Here is a 17929-nt window from a genome sequence, read left to right on the forward strand (position 1 = left end):
GTGCGCCACTAAGGCGCACGGTCGAGTACTACAAAGCGCATAACCCATTCGACAAAGGGTCAGCGCGACCACAGCTGTCAATCGAAGCCGATTTCGATTTGTTGGCCCAGCACGACATCCAGTCGCGCAACCAGCCAGTCAATCTCTTCGAGCGAAAGAATCAACGGTGGGGACACCTGAATTAGCGGCGTTCCCTCATGGTCAACCGCGGCACGACACAGCAATCCGGACTTGAACAGGGCCGGTGCAAGGCGGGTGGCAACAAACTCCGTGGAAGGTACGGCGGATGTCCAGCTGCGGTTGGCTTTATCGGTGACCAGCTCGAGCGAGTAATGGTAACCGTCACCGCGCACGTCTCCAACAATGGCGTGTGCTTTTAATTCTTCGAGCTTGGCACGGAAGTAGGCCTGATTGCGCCGCACGTTATTGAGCACACCCTCACGCTCCATGATCTCAATATTGGCTAGCGCCGCAGCGCATGCGGCCGGATGGCCACCATAAGTCAGCCCATGCAAAAACATCTGCTGCGGGCCGTTGAGGATGGGCTCCATCACCGCATCGCTGGTAATCATTCCGCCCAGGGGGATATAACCTGACGCGATGCCTTTGGCGAACGTAATGATGTCAGGCTTGATGCCATAGCGGATCGAACCAAACCACTCGCCGAGGCGGCCAAAACCGCAAATCACCTCATCGGCGACCAACAGTACGCCGTATTTATCGCACAAGTGGCGTATGCCATCGGCATAGCCGGCGGGCGGCGTCAGGCTGCCGCCGGCATTTTGCAAGGGCTCGATGAATAACCCGGCAACCGTGTCCGGGCCTTCTTGGATGATCAGTGATTCGATTTCATTGAGCAGAAACGCTGTGAATTGCGCTTCGCTTTCGTCTTGCGGACGCTTGTAGCGCTTGGTGTTGGAAACATGCCGAACACCGGGAATCAAGGGTTCGAAGATGTTACGGATATTGGTCATACCATTAAGTGAAAGCGCGCCAAAACTGGTGCCATGATAGGACACGCGTCGGGCGATAAACTTGGTTTTGGCATGATCACCCCGAGCCAGGTGGTATTGCCGGATCAATTTCATAGCCGACTCATTAGATTCCGAGCCGCTTGAGGTGAAAAATACCCGGTTCATCGACGGCGGTGCCAGTGACGCCACTTTCGCCGCCAGGCGAATGGACGGTTCGTGGGCAAAACTCCAGTTACTGAAATATGGCAGCTTGCACATTTGAGCTTTTATCGCTTCGCCAATTTCTTCTCCATGACTATAGCCGACATTTACGCAATACAGGCCCGCCAATCCGTCGAGATAACGGTTGCCAAATTCGTCCCAAACCCAGCAGCCTTCGCCACGGCTCATGATCGTGAGCGGAGCGCTCTCGTAATACGTGGCACTGGTGAAGTGCATAAGCAAATGCTTCTTCGCTAACGCCTGAAGTTCATCAGTTTTGCTGATTGGAACGATATCTTTTTCTACGATAGTCATGGTGCGAGCCTCTATGCGGATTTGTGAAGCGCCTGGGCATGGGTGCCGTCATTGAAAGTGTGTTAGTCGTCGTGCTGATGTAATTGCGGCGTAGGGCGACGGAAACCCCTGGTCAACCAGAGCAGGTAGAACAGACCGCCGCCGAGCCAGGCCAGGCCGACTTCGAAAGTGGTCGAAGAAAGCCTGGTCCACAGCCACAGGGTCAGGATCAGGCCGACCAGCGGGATAAAGCCGTAGCACAGAATGGCCCGGGGCCCTTGCACCCCTTTGTCCCAGAGGAAGTGTTTGATAACGGAGAGATTGACGAAAGAGAAGGCAGTCAGAGCACCGAAGCTGATCATAGTCGAGGCCAGGTCCAGACTGATCAACAGTGCAGTCAGCGATATCAGACTCACTAGAACAGTGGTTGAAACAGGTGTACCGAATCGTTTGCTGGTCACGCCAAAGACGCGCTTTGATAGGACGCCATTACGGCCCATGGCAAAGAGGATCCGCGAGACACTGGCTTGTGCAGTCATCGCGCAGGCGAAACACCCAGCGACATAGATGGCTGTGAAAAAAGCCGACAGCAGTTGCCCGCCCACATGCTGTATCACCTGTAAACTCGCTGAGTCGACGTCCTGAAACGCACGCCAATCCGGGTAAGCTAGGTGGCCGGTGTAGGCAATCAGTATGAATAGAAAGCCGCTGAGCAAGGTGCACAGCATGATGGCGCGTGGAAGGTTGCGCGCTGGGTCCCGTGTTTCTTCGGACAACGTCGACACCGCATCGAAACCCAGAAAGGACAGGCACAGCGTGGCAGCACCGCTGAGCAGCCCTTGAAAGTTGATATCTGGACTGAAAAAGGGTGCGGAGAAGGAAACCGGAGGAGCATCGCTGATGGAAACAATGGAGGCGGCGATGAATACGACGATGAACACGATCTGGACACCGATCAGAGCGAAGTTGACCTTGGCCAACAATTTAATGCCCAGAACATTCAGCACCAGTACACCGAGAATGCTGCCACAGATCCATACCGACATTGGCACGGCGGGAAAGTACTGGGCCATGTAAATGCCGATAACCAGATAGCAGATCATCGGTATGAACAGGTAATCCAGCAGCAATACCCAACCGACCATGAAGCCGATCTTGCCGCCGAATGTAGAACTGGCATAGGCGTACGCCGATCCGGCATAGGGTAGCGAAGCGGCCATCCGCCCATAGCTGTAAGCGGTGAATAACATGGTAATCAGGGTAACGACGTAAGCGGCGGGCAGATGCCCGGAAGTGGCCTGGGTGACCAGCCCATAGGTGGTGAAGACCGTCAACGGCACCATATAGGCTAGTCCAAATAGGACAAGCGACGGCAACCCCAGGACGCGTTCCATGCGACGCGCCGAATTCGTACTAGGTTGGCGCGAGCCGATGGTTCTGGATAAATCGTCGAGAGCTGTGCCCTCTGCGGCTACATCATTCATGCGTATTATTCCTGTACGTAGTTAGTGTTGGTCAGCGCAGCAGGCTGGTGTAACAAAAACGGTAGGAAAATAGATGTTATTGTTTTTAGCGCAAACATACACGACAAGCCTAAATGCAAAGGCTGCATTCATATGATACAAGAGTCGCAACAGCTACATTATTCGTACACAGTGCCTATCTTTCTATACAGACACACATTGGCAACTGGAAGTTTACTGATCCTACAGACAATAGTTTCCTACTCACCAAGCGCCTAACATAATCGACTCCGAAGATATTGGCTTGCTACGCCACGACAGAATGATTGGCATTCCATGCCAATCTAACAAAACCAAACCAATTTAGAACTAACTAGTAAGTATGGTGCAAAATAAAATAATCGGCAGGCGAGATAACTTTGCCACACATTACCTCTGAAAAACTCTGAGAACCATAATTCCGAAAATGTAGCGTCACTCTCTCAAAAATTTGCAAGCGAGCGGTTGACGAACAAAGAGCGCTCACATTGCAATGGCTTTAATTAACGTCACGAAAATAATCAGCATACGCCCCAGCGAAAGGGAACAGGTCGTGATCTGAAGCAGGTTGCCGGAGCTCATCGACTCCCAAACAAGACTCGAAAGACTGGGCATTTATTTTATAAACTCGGTTTTTTATTACCCAAATTAGGCAGAATATTACCGCATCGAAAATACCTTCAGCGTCGCTCAGCCATTAACGCAACCAGGGATTTCGATAGATGGAATTGCTGGCGACTTTGAATACACAGCCGCGTTTCGCCACGTATTTCGGAGATGAATCAGGTAACTCCTTAGGCATGCAGAGCTAGAAGTATCTAGCCACATCCCGAGAGAAACAAATGGTGACTCCTCAAATAGTAGAGAAGAATCACCAAGCTAACTAAAGCGCGCCCATTATCGACTTAGTTTCTAAAAACTCTTCAAATCCAGCTGCGCCCCACTCCCGACCATTACCTGACTGTTTATAGCCACCGAAGGGTGCATTGATATCAATCGCGGCACCGCAAAGATGGACCATCCCGGTGCGCATGCGCTTTGCTACCGCACTTGCGTGTGACAGGCTCGAGGAGTGAACATACCCAGCAAGCCCATATATTGAATCATTAGCGATAGCGATGGCCTCCTCCTCGCTATCATATCCAATTACAACCAGTACAGGCCCGAAAATTTCTTCCCGCGCAATCTTCATGTTATTATCAACATTCGTGAATACAGTCGGATAAATATAAAACCCTTCAGTTGATCGAGCCAGCTCCTCCTCATTACCAACTAATAGTTTTGCTCCTTCCTTTATTCCCACGCCAATAAACTCCTTAACAAGATGGTATTGCCGTGCGTTAGCCATAGGACCCATTGTTGTTTCAGGATCCATAGGGTCACCCACCTTGATCTCAGAACATACCTTGACGATTATTTGCTCTATCTGCTCCAGGTGAGTTCGTGGCACCAGCATCCTGGAGGGCGCCGTACAGGACTGACCGGAGTTGGACATCATATGTAAAACACCATGCCGAACGGCTTGTTCTAAATCCGCATCAGACAAAATAATATTTGCAGATTTCCCACCCAGCTCCAAGGACATTCTTTTTACGGTCTCAGCACCGGCAACCGTCAAGCTCGCTCCTGCCTGGGTAGATCCTGTCAAAGAGACCATATCCACTAGCGGGTGGGAAGCTAGTAGTTCTCCGAGTTGTCTCCCCTGCCCATTAATCATATTAAATACACCGACTGGAACGCCTGCCTCTTCCATTATTTCTGCGAAAATGATCGCTGAGTACGGAGAATTTTGACTTGGCTTAAGTACCATCGTACAGCCTACAGCCAATGCAGGGGCAACTTTACATGCAACCTGATTCATCGGCCAGTTCCAAGGTGTGATAAGTGAGCACACACCAATAGGCTCTTTGATGACGATTGTTGAACCATACTTACTTTCGAAACTGTACTGCTTGAGCGTTTCCAAAGCAGATTGGAAATGCCAGAGCCCAATAGCAGCTTGAAGGGGGCGTGAAAGTTTATGTAGAGGCGCCCCCATTTCAAGCGTAATCGCTTCAGCTAGTTCATCTAAACGCCTCTCGTAGACCGCACAGATTCGCTCTAATAGGGCTACGCGAAATTCGACAGGCGTATTCGAATACTCAGGAAAAGCATCGAACGCGGCTTGTATAGCAATGTTTACATCGATCGCCGATCCGAACGAAATCGATCCGGACACACGCCCGTTAGCAGGATTGATGACATCATGACACGACTGCTCGCCACTTGGAGCAATCCAAGCGCCATTAATAAAAAAACTTTTATGATTTTTACTTTGCTGAAACATCTTCTCTCTCCAATATAGGACCTGACTCAGGTGCAAAGCTACCTAAAGCACTTGACGTGGTCTTGTCTGTTCATGCCTTAAGAACTGACATCAGGCGCCATTTAGTAACGGCTTCGCCAGTACCTGCTGCCTATATTGTTGAGGAGTAAGCTGCATCCATCGCCGAAATGCACGGCTGAAAGAGCTGGCCTCGGTATAGCCAAGCAACAGTGCAATATCGGTTATGCTATGGTTTGAGCACGACACATAATTTTCTGCCAGGGACCGACGCACCACTTCCACAAGGTGGCTGAAGTCTAGATTATGATCGGCCAAACGGCGCTGTAGCGTCCTTACCCCCATATTCATGGCGGCGGCCACCTGATCAATGTTGGGACATCCGCCACCCAAGCTATCCGCGATATGACGCAAAAGCCCATTAAGTAAATCATTAGGTCCAGTTCTCATTACGCGTCGCTGCTCAAGGAACGCTTCTAATACCTGGAACAAACGGATATCGGCGGTGCACACAGGCATTTCCAGCAAGCTTCTAGCGTAATACAGCCGATTGTCGGGCCGATTAAAAAATACTGGACAGTTAAAAATTTCCTTATATACGCTCAAATCCCTCGGCGCACTATGTTCGAACTCTACACACGTCGGCGAAAGATCAACACGACCGGTAATTTCACGAATCAAACTCAGCTCTGCGGCAATTGAAAATTCTGCATCCTGCCTGCGCTGAATTATAAGAGGGTCAATTATCTGATAGCCAACACTGACTGAGCTATCGGTCATGATTACGTCGAGCTTAACTCCTTGAGTCAGAACCTCAATAAAATGGCTCAAGCAATGTAATGCCAACTGCATTGTCGGCGCACTCTTTACAGCGTGCCCCCAAACCCCCCATTCATGACAGCTAGTTCGTATTCCGACCTCAAGCCCTATGCTTTGAGATACTTCCCTCCCCAAAAGCTCCCACAAAGCGACATATTTAGATAACGGAATCTCATAGCCAGGTGAATGTAAAGCTTCTCCACTGAGCCCAACTGAGTTCAAATAAGGCGAAAACAACTGTGCGTGCTGTGTGAAAAAACTTTCGGCGTATATGGTATGGCAATTATGTAAAGTCATATATGCCTCACTCGTGCGTAGTGTAAATGATTGATTTACCTGCCAGCGCTCAGGCAAACCTCACTTTTTATTCGAGTCTCAATCTTAGGACCACCCAGCACCATTTTTTTGCTAAAGAAGCCAGTGATTATGCAGGACACGCCAAGCTGCCAAATGTGCTTGGCCTTGGCAACGCAGATTATTTCACCTAAGCAGACATTTGACTCATGTTTTTACAGCATAAAACAGGCCAAATATGAAGTTAGTAACAATGGCCAACTATCAGCACTTAATATAAAAATACCATAGCAAAATGATTAGGACGATGTTGATTAATTGCCTAGACCATACAAATAAGCGCGCCCTACATAAACTTGAACCAAGCTACTTTACCCATAGCGGCGTTTTTCAACGTAGTTGTCACGTCAACCGTCTAACTATGCCGCTCTTTTCTCGACGTGCTGCTCCCGATCCGGGTTCAACAGCACGGTGCCGATCGGCTTCCAGTTACGTGTTCGACGCGACCAGCGTTCCGGCTTTTTCTCCTTGGCTCGTTCGTACAGCTCATGTCGCCGGGCCAAGACCTGATGGTCCACTCCTCAATGCCGCTCACCCGGGGTGAAGAACCGGATACGGCTATGCCGGTGCTCGTTGTTGTACCAACGCATGAACCCCCTCCCCACGCTCGTGCGGCGTCCAGACCGGCAAAAACATCCTGCGACCATTGCGGGCAGTATTTCAGGGTTCTAAACAGCGACTCGGAGTAAGAATTGTCGTTGCTGACACGGGGTCGTCCCCGCGAGGGCGTGATGCCTAGCTCATACATCTTGCTCAACAGCGTCACCGATTTCATCGGCGCTCCATTGTCCGAGTGCAGCACCAGCGGTCCGCGTAAACACTGTTCGCCGATCACGCTGCGTTGCAGCAGCGCGGCGGTTTTTTCGCCGCTTTCCGCATCATAGACCTCCCAACCCACGGCCTTGCGGCTGTAAATATCCTCGTCAGATAGAGGTAGTAATACTGGCCGCGTATCGGCGACGGCAGATACGTGATGTCCCACAACCACACCTGATTCAGCCCTTTGGCGGCATGCGTCGTCGGTGCGCCGTACCGCCTGGGGGCTGACTACAACCTCAATGCTGCTGTTGACCCGTCGCTCGCAGGACGCGATAAAACGTCGCCTCCGAAGCCAGGTAGCGCCCTTGATCGGCCAGACGCGGCACGATCTGGCTCGGCGGCAAATAGGCATACTCCGGCCTATTGCACAACGCCACGATCGCTTGCCGCTCGCGCGGTGCAGGTAGTACGGTGGTCGTTCGGGCATCGGCCTTGATAACGCCTGCTCCAGTCCACCGTTACAAGGTCCCCAGCGATAAACCGATTCCCGGCAGACTCTGATTTTTCTGGCACCCGCAGCGGACGCTTCGCTCAGCCAGTCAACAAATAACCGCCGTTCTGGCAAAGACGTGAGTTGTCCACGTTGTCAGCCCCCCAGTTGTCATTGAGCTTTTTCGCAGCACCAACAACGCGGCTGTTTCAGCGAGCGCCTTGTCTTTGCGGCGCAGCTCGGGCTCAAGTTCCTGGATGCGTTTCTTATCTTTGCGAGACTGCTCCCGATCTTCTTTTTTACTGGGCCTTTTCCGATTTCTGGCCGGTCATGAAGGCTTGTCGCCAGGCCGTGATCTGTTCGGGGTAAAGGCCTTTGCGGCGCCAATATTCGCCCTGGTCGATCTCGGACAAATCGGCGGCTTCAAGCACGACAGCAAACTTGGTTTCGGCTGACCAGTTCTCGGTCAACGGCTTGTTTTCGGACACTGCACTTCCTTCAGAACTGAGCTGCATGCGCCAGTTGGACAAAGGCATTTCGCTGACCTCTTCGCGTCTGGAGACCTCGGCCATCGACAGGTTCAGCGGGGGAAGCAGCATCTTGAGTAATGCGGCTCTACGTTCAGGTGAATAGTACGGCACGACCAGTCTCTTTCCACCCCCGAGATTAAAACCGGGGAGGTAACAACTATCCTGACACCGGGGGATAGTGACGAGCTATTTCTTTTAGGCGGGCAGGGAACAACAGAGTCATGGATTTACCACTATGCCCCTCAAAAAATAGACGCCACAACTACAATAGAAGCCGAACGCCCGCACGGTAAGTATTCAATTCAATCACCTCAACCTCGCAAGGCATAAACGGCACTTTGTTTAAAAATTATTTACTTAAGAAAGCGTTAATTCCGTTGATAGCATCATCTTCCATGGCATTACATGCCATTACTTTAGCTGCATACGAATAAGCATCCTCTATACACATCGAACGCTGGCGATAAATCATTGCCTTCCCGTGTCGAATGGCAGCAGCGCTCTTGGCTGCGATGGCGGAAGTCAGAACGTCAACAGCACTATCAATGTCTTTATTGTCTACCGCTTGATTGACTAACCCCCAGGATACTGCCGCATCAGCGTCAATAAACTTCCCAGTGAACAACATCTCAAAGGCATGTTTATTCGTTATGCTCCGGGTCAATGCGACAGACGGTGTGGAGCAGAACAAACCCAAGTTTATTCCTGAAACCCCAAAACGAGCACCCACTACTGCAACAGCTAAGTCGCAACTCGCGACTAATTGACAGCCTGCTGCAGTGGCGACACCTTGCACGCGCGCAATGACAGGAACAGGAAATGAGTGGATTTTCATCATCACTTCACTGCACAAGCTAAATAGTTGCTGATAATATGAAAGATCAGTATTCTGCTGCATTTCGCGTAGGTCATGCCCTGCGCAAAACGCTTTGCCTTTCGCTGCCAGGATCAAACAACGAATAGTTGTATCGCCCGCGTGCACATCTAGCTGTTCTTTCAGCGCATTAAGCATGTCTTCTGACAGTGCGTTATACTGTTGCGGCCGGTTCAGCCACAACGTCACAACATCGTTCCGCCGTTCATAAAGTATAACAGATTCTATATTTTCCATACAATTTCACCCTCACGCCCGCGCATTACTGCGCGGGCCCCTTAACGTTACTCTGAATAATCACAGACCGTAATGGTGGCTTTAATTGAATTACCAATAAAACACCGCTTGTGTGCTCCAGAATGCATCCGGTTAATAGCATCCGCGTCCGGCCTCTTCTCTCCGGAAAAAACAATCTTCGGATAAAGCTCAATTCGCGTAATCTCCAACCCACCGCCGTCCGCCTTTTCCAAATATCCCACAGGCATATCACAATAGGACTCAGGTAGAAACCCTAGTTGTTCAGCGATTGCTAAAAAAAACAGCATATGACAGCTTGCTGCAGCACTCACTAGCAATTGTTCTGGATCAGCACACAAAGCGTCGCCTTTGTATTCAACTGAAGCAGATACATTTAATTTTTGCTTCCCGTCAAAGTGACTCACATGGTTACGTGAGTAAGTGGAGGCATCATCGGCATGGGCATTTTTTTCCCATTTTATTTCAGCAACATGTTCAGACATAAACCACCCTCATTCCAGTCAATATAGTCAACTAAGCGCCATACAACTAACACAACCCCTACTCTATCAATCTAGATCGGGACCAAACATACGATTTAGCTTGTCAGAGGCAACATCTCCTCACCAGGATTAACCATCATTCATCGCGGCAGCAAGCTGTCGAGATATTACATATCTCAGGCAACCACCTTACTATCGACAAGATTTTTATAATACTCCATTGCATCTGGTGCCAATTCATTATAAGGGGCAATATTTACTAAGCACGTGTGTGCTACACAACCCTGACCAAACTTGGATGAACCAATATCCAGCGTTAAGGTATTGGGATTGCCTGCGAAATCCAAACTATTTTGTGCCGTTGTAGTCAGCCAAGCGCCGGTTGGAAGAACAACCACACCCAAGCTAACCGTATCGACAATTGTAGCTGTCGCTAGACAAGCCCCTCGTGCACTCCACAATTTTACAATGTCACCATCATTTATACTCAAACGACGAGCATCTCCTGCATTTATTTTTGCTTGCTCTCTACCGTTACGCTTCATCTGCAGGCTTGCTTGGCCTGTTTCTAATTGACTATGCAATCGACCGGCAGGTTGGTTGGATATCAGGTGCAATTGTGTAGCATCAGCGTTACCCAACCATTCAGCAGGTGCCAGCCAAGCGGGATGAGACAAACAATCATCATATTGTAATTTGGCTAAGACAGAGCTATTGAGGACTATCTTTCCACTTTCGGTTTTAAGCTGGTGTAATTCAGGTGATTCACGAAATTCGCGCAGGTAAGTATGATGACTTCGCATTGGGCATTCGGCATAGCCCTGCTTCCAAAACTGATCGAAATCGACCATCTCAAAACCGAGACGATCAAACGCATCAGTTCGAGTCTCATTATACATATGCCTTAACCAATCTATTTCGTTACGACCCTCATTAAACTCATCATGCACGCCTAATTTTTTTGCAACAGCATCAAAAATATCAAAATCCGACTTGGATTCACCTACTGTATCTATTGCGCGATGCATGGCCAACACATAATCAGATCGCTTACTGGCGGCAATATCATTTCGCTCAATAGAAGTATTGGCTGGCAGCAAGATATCCGCACGCAAAGCAGTAGGTGTAAACATTGGATCTTGCACAATTATAGTTTCTGGCTTCTTCCATGCCACATCCAATCGATTTAGATCTTGATGATGATGAAACGGGTTACCCCCTGCCCAATACACAAGCCGTATGTCTGGATAAACCTGCTGTTTTCCATCATAAGTGAAATCAGCTCCTGGATTTAACAGCATATCACTGATTCTTGCCACAGGAATGAAGCTTGAAATCCGTCTTTTAAACTGCGAAATAGAAGGAGATTTACTTAGGCTTATCGGAGCGCCGACCCCGCCGAGCGACGCATATCCATAGCCAACCCCTCCTCCGGGCAACCCTATTTGTCCAACCATCGCAGCAAGCGCTAATCCTGCCCAATAGGGCTGCTCACCATGGTGAGCGCGCTGTAAGCTCCAACTGAGCGTGAGCATCGAGCGGCTACTTACAAGTAGCTTCGCTAGGTCACGAATACTTTGTTGCTCTATGCCAGTGATTGATGATGCCCAGGCGGCATCTTTGTACTGGCAGTCTTTTTTACCAGCCAGATAGTTAATAAAGTCATCCGAACCGCTGGTACAGCGGTCGAGGAAGGCTTTGTCATGCGAGTCTGATTTTAAGATTTCACCTGCCAGCCCCAGCATGAGCGCAGTGTCGGTGTTCGGGCGAATTGGCCACCAATCTGCCCCTACCCATTCAGGCAGATCATCTCTTAATGGAGAAACTAAAATAACTTTAATATTCTTAGCAGCAATTTTTCTTAGATTGCTTTCAAGAGAATGTTTGGCAATACTCCCGGCCTCGTTCTGTGCTGTTCGGGGAGATAAGCCGCCAAAGACTATAAGCGTCTCAGTGTGCTCGACAACCGTATCTAAAGTACTGGACCCGCCCGTACAGGCTGCGTCATCTCCAAGGACATGCCTAAGTATTGTGGGTCCTGCTGCAATTGAGTAGGTATCCACATGGCCGGTGTAGCCCCCTACCAGGTTCAGCATACGCTTGAGCAAAGACGGGGCATGATGAAGCCGGCCACAACTTGTCCACCCATAGGAACCGGCAAAAATTGCTTCGTTACCATAGTTTGAGGACACCCGATTAATTTCATCGGCCACTAAATTGGTGACTTCTTCCCAAGTCACCGGTATGAACTGGTCTTCACCCCGCCTGGATCGATCACTTTTTTCCCGGCTCTGAAGCCAACCAGAACGGACCATAGGTTGCGTGATACGTCGATCTGAACGTGCCCATTCGCGAACGGAGTCGATAATCGGCGAAGGCGCAGGATCATGTTCAAATGGCTCGATCCCAACAATTTCGTTATTTTGGACGAGAATTGAGTAGGCTCCCCAATGGCTGCAATGGGCGTAACGTTCAACCTTCATACTTGAGCCTCCAGTTTTTTGTTCTAATGACCTGTAGATACCCGTGCTTTCGCCGAGTACCAGCTCAAGCCGCTACTGATTGCCGAGCAACGCGCAGGACTCAATGCAATGTGCAAGCTCTTAATTGGGGGCTACTAGTCATAAGAATGACCGTCATAGCCGCCCGGGCAGGAAATAGCTCAGTTCTGACTGTAGCCATCAACGCGACTTCTCTGATGCCGTTCTTTTTCGATCTGCTTGTTAGGCCTGGATTTGGCAGAGATCTCCTACCTCGCAACCCGAGCCTCCTAGCAAGCAAAGTAATCAGTGACGAAGCCCGCGGCTTGTCAGTGGATGACAGAATCGTTGACATCTGATGCCAATCGACTTTCATCCAAAATATGAAAGCAGGAGTATTGGGAAAGCCTGGGCCATTCGCCCACGATACACTGCTCGAACAGCTTGTTTGAGCGGTTCCCAGTCCGGCAGTACGCCAAGATAGGTTTGTTCAGCAGGCTAACCATCTCATGAAAAGCAGGGGCGACAGAGCCAATACAATCGGCTGCCAGGGAGATATTCAACCTTCATACACAATCGTGCGGCACTGTCCCTGACGTCCGAGTGCATTGGCGAATCGACAGCAACGTCGTACAGCGATTGCCACTTGGGTTCTGTTTTTTGACCGCGCAGTTGTTGCTGATGTTTTGTGTCGAGTTCCCCGGCCGCGCCCTTTAATCTCGTAAAGCTCGGCGATCCCTCGCAAGGCCTCAGCGGCCACCCGGCTCTGATTGGTCATATGCAGATCGAAGAACTTGCGCCGTGCGTGGGCCATGTCTCGGAACCGTCCGCCCAACACTCTATCCTGACAGCCCTCTAAATTAGCCAAGATAGGGGACACCATTTTTTAGTGGATACTATCTTGAATACAGTTGCCCCAGCTCGTCGAACCGGTCGCCGCCCCAACTTCCCGCTCGACTTTAAACGCCGAGTCGTCGAAGCCACCTTCCAGCCCGGCGCCTCCGTGTTGTTGCTCGCTGTGAGTGCTGGAGCATCGAAACAAGATGTAGCTGAGGTAATTATGGTAGCAACAGCCCTTCGCGCTGGCGGCGGCGGTACGCATGGTTGGCAAGCGATGAGGCACATCGCTGAAACGAAGGAAGTAGAGGCCAAAGAGCTTTGATCAGACCATGAAACCTAACGGTTGAGGTCAAGCTGCTTCGGTATCAGAGAGGTCGGGTACGAGCTTATAGGTGAGCCCACACCTGCGACTCAGCCGCTGCTCGTTACAATGATCTCTCTTTCCCTAAGTAATGACGCCCTGCCAAGCCGCACCGACTAGCAATGCGGTGTAATCCCCAGGACCTTATGCGTTGCGAACTCTCCAAGCCGTAGCACGATGTCGAAGCTTTTCTGCAGCCGTTGCCGAGCTAAATGTCACACCTATCGCCGCCGGGCAGCAACTTCTCAATCTGCATTCAAGGTAGGTCAACTCCTTGTTTTAGCGCTCAGGCAGATCCGTCCATCAAAAGCTCATGACGATTTTTCGAAAAGATGTATAGATATCTATTGCGAGGGGACGGTCTAGTACTCAAAATTACTCAGTAAGTCGTCAGTAAACGTGTCCAGACGTTGCCTCTTGGAGTAGCTGTTTATGCGCCCTAAATCCATACAGTTCATCACCTACCCGAACATAAGTTTGCTTGACTTGGCGGGGCCTCTCGACGTGTTCACGGCAGCCAACCGCTTCTCCCGCGCCGATCACCAACCGTATACGATTTCTATTTTAGCGTTAAATCCAACCACTGAGATATGCTCAAATTTCTCAATAAACACTGAAATTCTGCAAGCAGAAACCTCTTCGCCACACACCTTAATTATACCCGGTGGACCAGGCATACATGATTTCTGTAAAGACCCGAAATTTGTCACGCACTTTATAAACCATGCAGACAAAGCCGAGCGCCTGATTTCTGTTTGCACTGGCATATTCGCACTAGCCTGTGCCGGAAAACTTGACGGACGAAGAGCAACCACTCACTGGTCGGCGTACGACGAACTGGAGAGAAACTTTCCATCAATAATAATTAAACGAGGCCCAATATTTATTAATGATGAGCACATATGGACATCAGCAGGTGTTACATCAGGAATTGATCTAGCATTATCGATCGTCGAGAAAGATTTGGGACACTCCGTTGCGCTGGAGGTTGCTCGACACCTGGTAATGTTTCTCAAACGCCCTGGAGATCAGAATCAATTCAGCTCTTCCCTAACCTTGCAATCGAAGAGCAGTCAGTTCTCAGATTTGCATGCATGGATTAATGAAAACCTAAGCACCGACTTAACAGTACCAGTGCTCGCAAACTTCATGAACATGAGCGAAAGAACCTTCGTACGTAAATACTCGGAATCAATGGAAAAATCACCAAGCAAAATGGTGGAACTGCTCCGACTAGACGCGGCCCGCGATATGCTTACAAATTCAAATAACCCACTCAAAACCATCGCCCAGCGCTGCGGGCTGGGCAGTGAATCAACCCTCATCAGAAGGTTTGTGAAGAATTTTGGCATCACCCCCAAGGAGCATCGCGCACGCTTCAAATCGACCAAATAACATTGCCAACGCCCACAACGCAGCGATGTTTTTTGGCAAAAACGCCTTCCCCAATCCTGAGCGTCATCTCACCTATGAACAGCAAAAAGCTAAATGGCTTGATCGCCTTGAAGCGATATTCACCAAAATCTGGCGGACATGATCAATATTTTGTCATTTTCTCATGATAAATCTTCTTTAAATTAATCCCACCTCAAAATAGCCTTTCAGGGTGACAGGGACTAAGACTTGGAGATAAAACTCAGCATCTACCCCGTATAGTTAACACGCTTGAATACCCCCCTTCATGTTCAGCGTCAGAGACTTCGCCCATGTCCAAACTGGCAATCAATACAATCGAGCTGCAAGCAAAAATGGATAACAACCTGCACATGGAGATCTTATCCTTACTAAAAAATATTAAAAGGGTTTCGCCACAATGCGTTGAGTACGCTCTCACACAAAGTACAAACCTCAACGTCTGGATCATAAAATTCACCTGGATTGACGCAGCCTCAATGCATAATCACTTTTCCTCTGAATCATTGCAGTCCCTTCTAACATTATTAGCCTCCAGATGTTCGAAACTTTACTTTGAAAAAACCTTTAGCACTGAAGGGTAAGACTGCTCCGGGGCTCTGAGAAGGCAATGTCACAAAACAAAATCCAAAGCCTTCCGAATTGCGCCTGTACTCACGGGTCGTACGTGGCCCCAGATTTGATATGCACTCACGCATGAATCCAAGACGATCCTTAAACATTCGCAGAAACCAACCCATCGGCACCTTCCGGCAAAGTCATGATGACGACTTGATAGCACTGAAATTGGCTATTAGGTTCGCCATCTTGCGGCCCTTCTTCGATAATAGGGTCGCGTCTGGAGATTGCTTGCTGTCTGATCTGCGTTTAATGTCATGTCGCGAACGCGTGATCACCAGTAATGGCGGAACGCCTTCACATATATTCTGCGCGCAGCGTTTGGGGGGCAACCCCCCTCGGCAAATTTGGACTTACCAGGTCACAGAGCTCGAAGATCGGCATAATGGACTTCGACAAAATCTTCGTGCCGCAAAATCCGGAATAATTTAAAGGGATCAAAACCAATCATGAAAGACGCCACCATCGCGCTGCACCATGGCTTCAAGTCAGACCCGACTACCAAGGCTGTCGCAGTGCCTATCTATCAGAATGTTGCCTTCGAATTCGATAACGCCCAACACGGTGCCGACCTTTTCAACCTGGACGTGCCGGGCAACATTTACACCAGAATCATGAACCCCACCAATGATGTGCTGGAACAAAGGATTGCCGCCCTCGAAGGTGGCGTGGCAGGGCTGGCCGTATCGGCCGGCAGCGCGGCAATCCATTATGCGATCCAAACGTTAACCCGCGCAGGTGACAATATCGTCACTACCCCACAACTCTATGGTGGCACCTACACTCTCTTCGCCCACCTGTTGCCAAGCTTTGGCGTGAAGGTGCGTTTTGCCCGAGATGACTCTGCCGAGGCTATCGCCGAACTGATCGACGACAACACCAAACTGGTGTACTGCGAAAGCATCGGCAACCCGGCGGGTAACATCATTGATCTCGAAGCCCTGGCTAAAGCTGCTCACACCCGCGGCGTACCGCTGATGGTCGACAACACGGTGGCTACGCCTATCCTCTGCAAGCCGATTCAGTTTGGGGCCGATATCGTTGTGCATTCCGTGACCAAGTACGTCGGCGGACACGGCAACTCCCTGGGCGGTGTGATCATCGACAGCGGCAATTTTCCTTGGACCCAATACCCGGAAAAATTCCCCAGCCTCAACCAGCCCGAGCCGGCGTACCATGACGTGATTTATACCGAGAAGTTCGGGCCCGCCGCCTTCATCGCGCGCGCGCGCACAGTGCCATTGCGCAACACCGGCGCGGCACTGGCACCCATGAACGCGTTCCTGCTGCTGCAAGGCCTGGAAACGCTCGCGCTGCGCATGGAGCGTCACACCGACAACGCCCTGAAAGTTGCGCAATTCCTGCAGAGCCATGCTGAAGTGGAATGGGTCAGCTACGCCGGTCTCCCGGACCATCCTCATCACGCACTGGCACAAAAATACATGCAGGGTAAACCGTCGGCGATCCTATCGTTTGGTTTGAAGGGCGGCTATGACGCAGGCGTGCGCTTCTATGATGCTCTGCAAATCTTCAAGCGACTGGTCAACATCGGTGACGCCAAGTCTCTTGCCTGCCATCCGGCTTCCACTACCCATCGGCAAATGAACCAGCAGGAACAAGCAAAGGCTGGCGTGAAGCCCGAAATGATTCGTCTGTCGGTAGGCATCGAGGCGATTGAAGACCTTATCGACGATCTGAGCCAGGCGCTGGGCTCGTCTCAAATGTGAGGCGAGAAGGTCGGCTAGGGCGTTATATCCTATCCGCATTGCTCATTCAGTAGGCGGCCATAGGTTCTGCGAAGCCGCAGATGTACTGTGTGGTGATGCCCTTTGCTTGACTACAATCGCCGTATATTCACTGTTCTAAATTTTTCGCGAACGTCGCCAAGTCCCGGAGAAACAGTTCGGGCACCTGGCGCCGTCGCCCTCCTCTGATACCATCGACCCAATCCTAATAATGGCGAGCCCGAAGTCCAATATGGCGTAAAAAATCAAAAATTTGACATTTTTGCGAGAAGCGAACGTAGCATCATGATAAAAATAGAAATTTTATTTTATAAATTGCATCTATTGATAATAATATCAGATAAATCTGACCCATAAGAACATTATACAAAAAAATAACCTCGCGGTTTAAAACTTGCAACCCCGTCAACGCCGCGGACCTCAACCCCCTGTTTTTTTCTGCCAAGCTCAAGAGAACTCACACGACGAACAACACTCCCACAAACACACCAATAAATCACCTCTTCTATAATCATACAAAATATAAATACACCATTACGAAACGATCATCATATATCTCAACCGTGGCGACAACCCCCTCTCTTTAAGACTCGGGATTCGCAGCACACCAAA

At 49.9% G+C, this 17929-nt stretch carries 11 protein-coding genes and 2 pseudogenes; 4 read left to right on the forward strand and 9 right to left on the reverse strand.

Features of this window, described 5'->3' with window-relative positions; genetic code table 11:
• Window positions 1–77 precede the first annotated feature (77 nt).
• From QOM08_RS17535 to QOM08_RS17550, 4 genes are all read right to left on the reverse strand, one after another.
• Window positions 78–1490: an aspartate aminotransferase family protein gene (locus tag QOM08_RS17535; protein WP_163854337.1), complete on the reverse strand. Its 1413-nt coding sequence runs from the start codon at window positions 1488–1490 to the stop codon at window positions 78–80.
• Window positions 1491–1552: 62 nt separating this feature from the next.
• A complete protein-coding gene (locus QOM08_RS17540; RefSeq protein ID WP_163854339.1) occupies window positions 1553–2953 on the reverse strand; it encodes an APC family permease in 1401 nt (466 codons plus the stop codon).
• 901 nt (window positions 2954–3854) lie between these two features.
• Window positions 3855–5297 carry an aldehyde dehydrogenase family protein gene (locus QOM08_RS17545; protein ID WP_081352476.1) on the reverse strand — a complete coding sequence of 481 codons (1443 nt, stop codon included), beginning with the start codon at window positions 5295–5297 and terminating at the stop codon, window positions 3855–3857.
• 90 nt (window positions 5298–5387) lie between these two features.
• On the reverse strand, window positions 5388–6410 hold the full coding sequence (locus QOM08_RS17550; protein WP_081352475.1) for an AraC family transcriptional regulator: 1023 nt from the start codon (window positions 6408–6410) through the stop codon (window positions 5388–5390).
• Window positions 6411–6436: 26 nt separating this feature from the next.
• Between QOM08_RS17550 and QOM08_RS17555 the strand changes: the two genes are divergently transcribed.
• Window positions 6437–6601: a hypothetical protein gene (locus QOM08_RS17555; protein ID WP_155767773.1), complete on the forward strand. Its 165-nt coding sequence runs from the start codon at window positions 6437–6439 to the stop codon at window positions 6599–6601.
• A 225-nt stretch (window positions 6602–6826) separates the two neighbouring features.
• On the opposite strand, the pseudogene QOM08_RS17560 reads toward QOM08_RS17555, so the two are convergent.
• From QOM08_RS17560 to QOM08_RS17580, 5 genes and pseudogenes are all read right to left on the reverse strand, one after another.
• Window positions 6827–8357 (reverse strand): annotated as a pseudogene (locus QOM08_RS17560) (IS3 family transposase).
• Window positions 8358–8595: 238 nt separating this feature from the next.
• A complete protein-coding gene (locus QOM08_RS17565; protein ID WP_163854341.1) occupies window positions 8596–9357 on the reverse strand; it encodes an enoyl-CoA hydratase in 762 nt (253 codons plus the stop codon).
• 47 nt (window positions 9358–9404) lie between these two features.
• A complete protein-coding gene (locus tag QOM08_RS17570; RefSeq protein ID WP_081352473.1) occupies window positions 9405–9860 on the reverse strand; it encodes an OsmC family protein in 456 nt (151 codons plus the stop codon).
• Window positions 9861–10036: 176 nt separating this feature from the next.
• Window positions 10037–12343 carry a molybdopterin-dependent oxidoreductase gene (locus QOM08_RS17575; RefSeq protein ID WP_316911914.1) on the reverse strand — a complete coding sequence of 769 codons (2307 nt, stop codon included), beginning with the start codon at window positions 12341–12343 and terminating at the stop codon, window positions 10037–10039.
• Between the two features lie 556 nt (window positions 12344–12899).
• Window positions 12900–13151: pseudogene (locus QOM08_RS17580) on the reverse strand (IS66 family transposase); the annotation flags it as partial.
• Window positions 13152–13692: 541 nt separating this feature from the next.
• On the opposite strand from QOM08_RS17580, the gene QOM08_RS17585 reads away from it, so the two are divergent.
• From QOM08_RS17585 to QOM08_RS17595, 3 genes are all read left to right on the forward strand, one after another.
• Complete coding sequence (locus QOM08_RS17585) at window positions 13693–13806, forward strand: LysR family transcriptional regulator (RefSeq protein WP_145902449.1); 114 nt, start codon at window positions 13693–13695, stop codon at window positions 13804–13806.
• A gap of 167 nt (window positions 13807–13973) precedes the next feature.
• Window positions 13974–14936 carry a GlxA family transcriptional regulator gene (locus QOM08_RS17590; RefSeq protein WP_163854345.1) on the forward strand — a complete coding sequence of 321 codons (963 nt, stop codon included), beginning with the start codon at window positions 13974–13976 and terminating at the stop codon, window positions 14934–14936.
• A gap of 1085 nt (window positions 14937–16021) precedes the next feature.
• Window positions 16022–17299, forward strand: coding sequence for an O-acetylhomoserine aminocarboxypropyltransferase/cysteine synthase family protein (locus tag QOM08_RS17595; protein WP_039011311.1), 1278 nt, complete (start codon window positions 16022–16024; stop codon window positions 17297–17299).
• Window positions 17300–17929 lie beyond the last annotated feature (630 nt).

This window comes from Pseudomonas sp. P105 (genome assembly GCF_032614175.1).
GTDB classification, from domain to species: Bacteria; Pseudomonadota; Gammaproteobacteria; order Pseudomonadales; family Pseudomonadaceae; genus Aquipseudomonas; species Aquipseudomonas rhizophila.

Excerpts from the sequence above, each read along its gene's own strand:
- QOM08_RS17570 (WP_081352473.1), bottom strand. The coding sequence starts at position 9,860 with ATGTCTGAACATGTTGCTGAAATAAAATGGGAAAAAAATGCCCATGCC.
- QOM08_RS17545 (WP_081352476.1), bottom strand. The coding sequence starts at position 5,297 with ATGTTTCAGCAAAGTAAAAATCATAAAAGTTTTTTTATTAATGGCGCT.
- QOM08_RS17550 (WP_081352475.1), bottom strand. The coding sequence starts at position 6,410 with ATGACTTTACATAATTGCCATACCATATACGCCGAAAGTTTTTTCACA.
- QOM08_RS17595 (WP_039011311.1), top strand. The coding sequence starts at position 16,022 with ATGAAAGACGCCACCATCGCGCTGCACCATGGCTTCAAGTCAGACCCG.
- QOM08_RS17565 (WP_163854341.1), bottom strand. The coding sequence starts at position 9,357 with ATGGAAAATATAGAATCTGTTATACTTTATGAACGGCGGAACGATGTT.
- QOM08_RS17575 (WP_316911914.1), bottom strand. The coding sequence starts at position 12,343 with ATGAAGGTTGAACGTTACGCCCATTGCAGCCATTGGGGAGCCTACTCA.
- QOM08_RS17590 (WP_163854345.1), top strand. The coding sequence starts at position 13,974 with ATGCGCCCTAAATCCATACAGTTCATCACCTACCCGAACATAAGTTTG.
- QOM08_RS17540 (WP_163854339.1), bottom strand. The coding sequence starts at position 2,953 with ATGAATGATGTAGCCGCAGAGGGCACAGCTCTCGACGATTTATCCAGA.
- QOM08_RS17555 (WP_155767773.1), top strand. The coding sequence starts at position 6,437 with ATGATTGATTTACCTGCCAGCGCTCAGGCAAACCTCACTTTTTATTCG.
- QOM08_RS17535 (WP_163854337.1), bottom strand. The coding sequence starts at position 1,490 with ATGACTATCGTAGAAAAAGATATCGTTCCAATCAGCAAAACTGATGAA.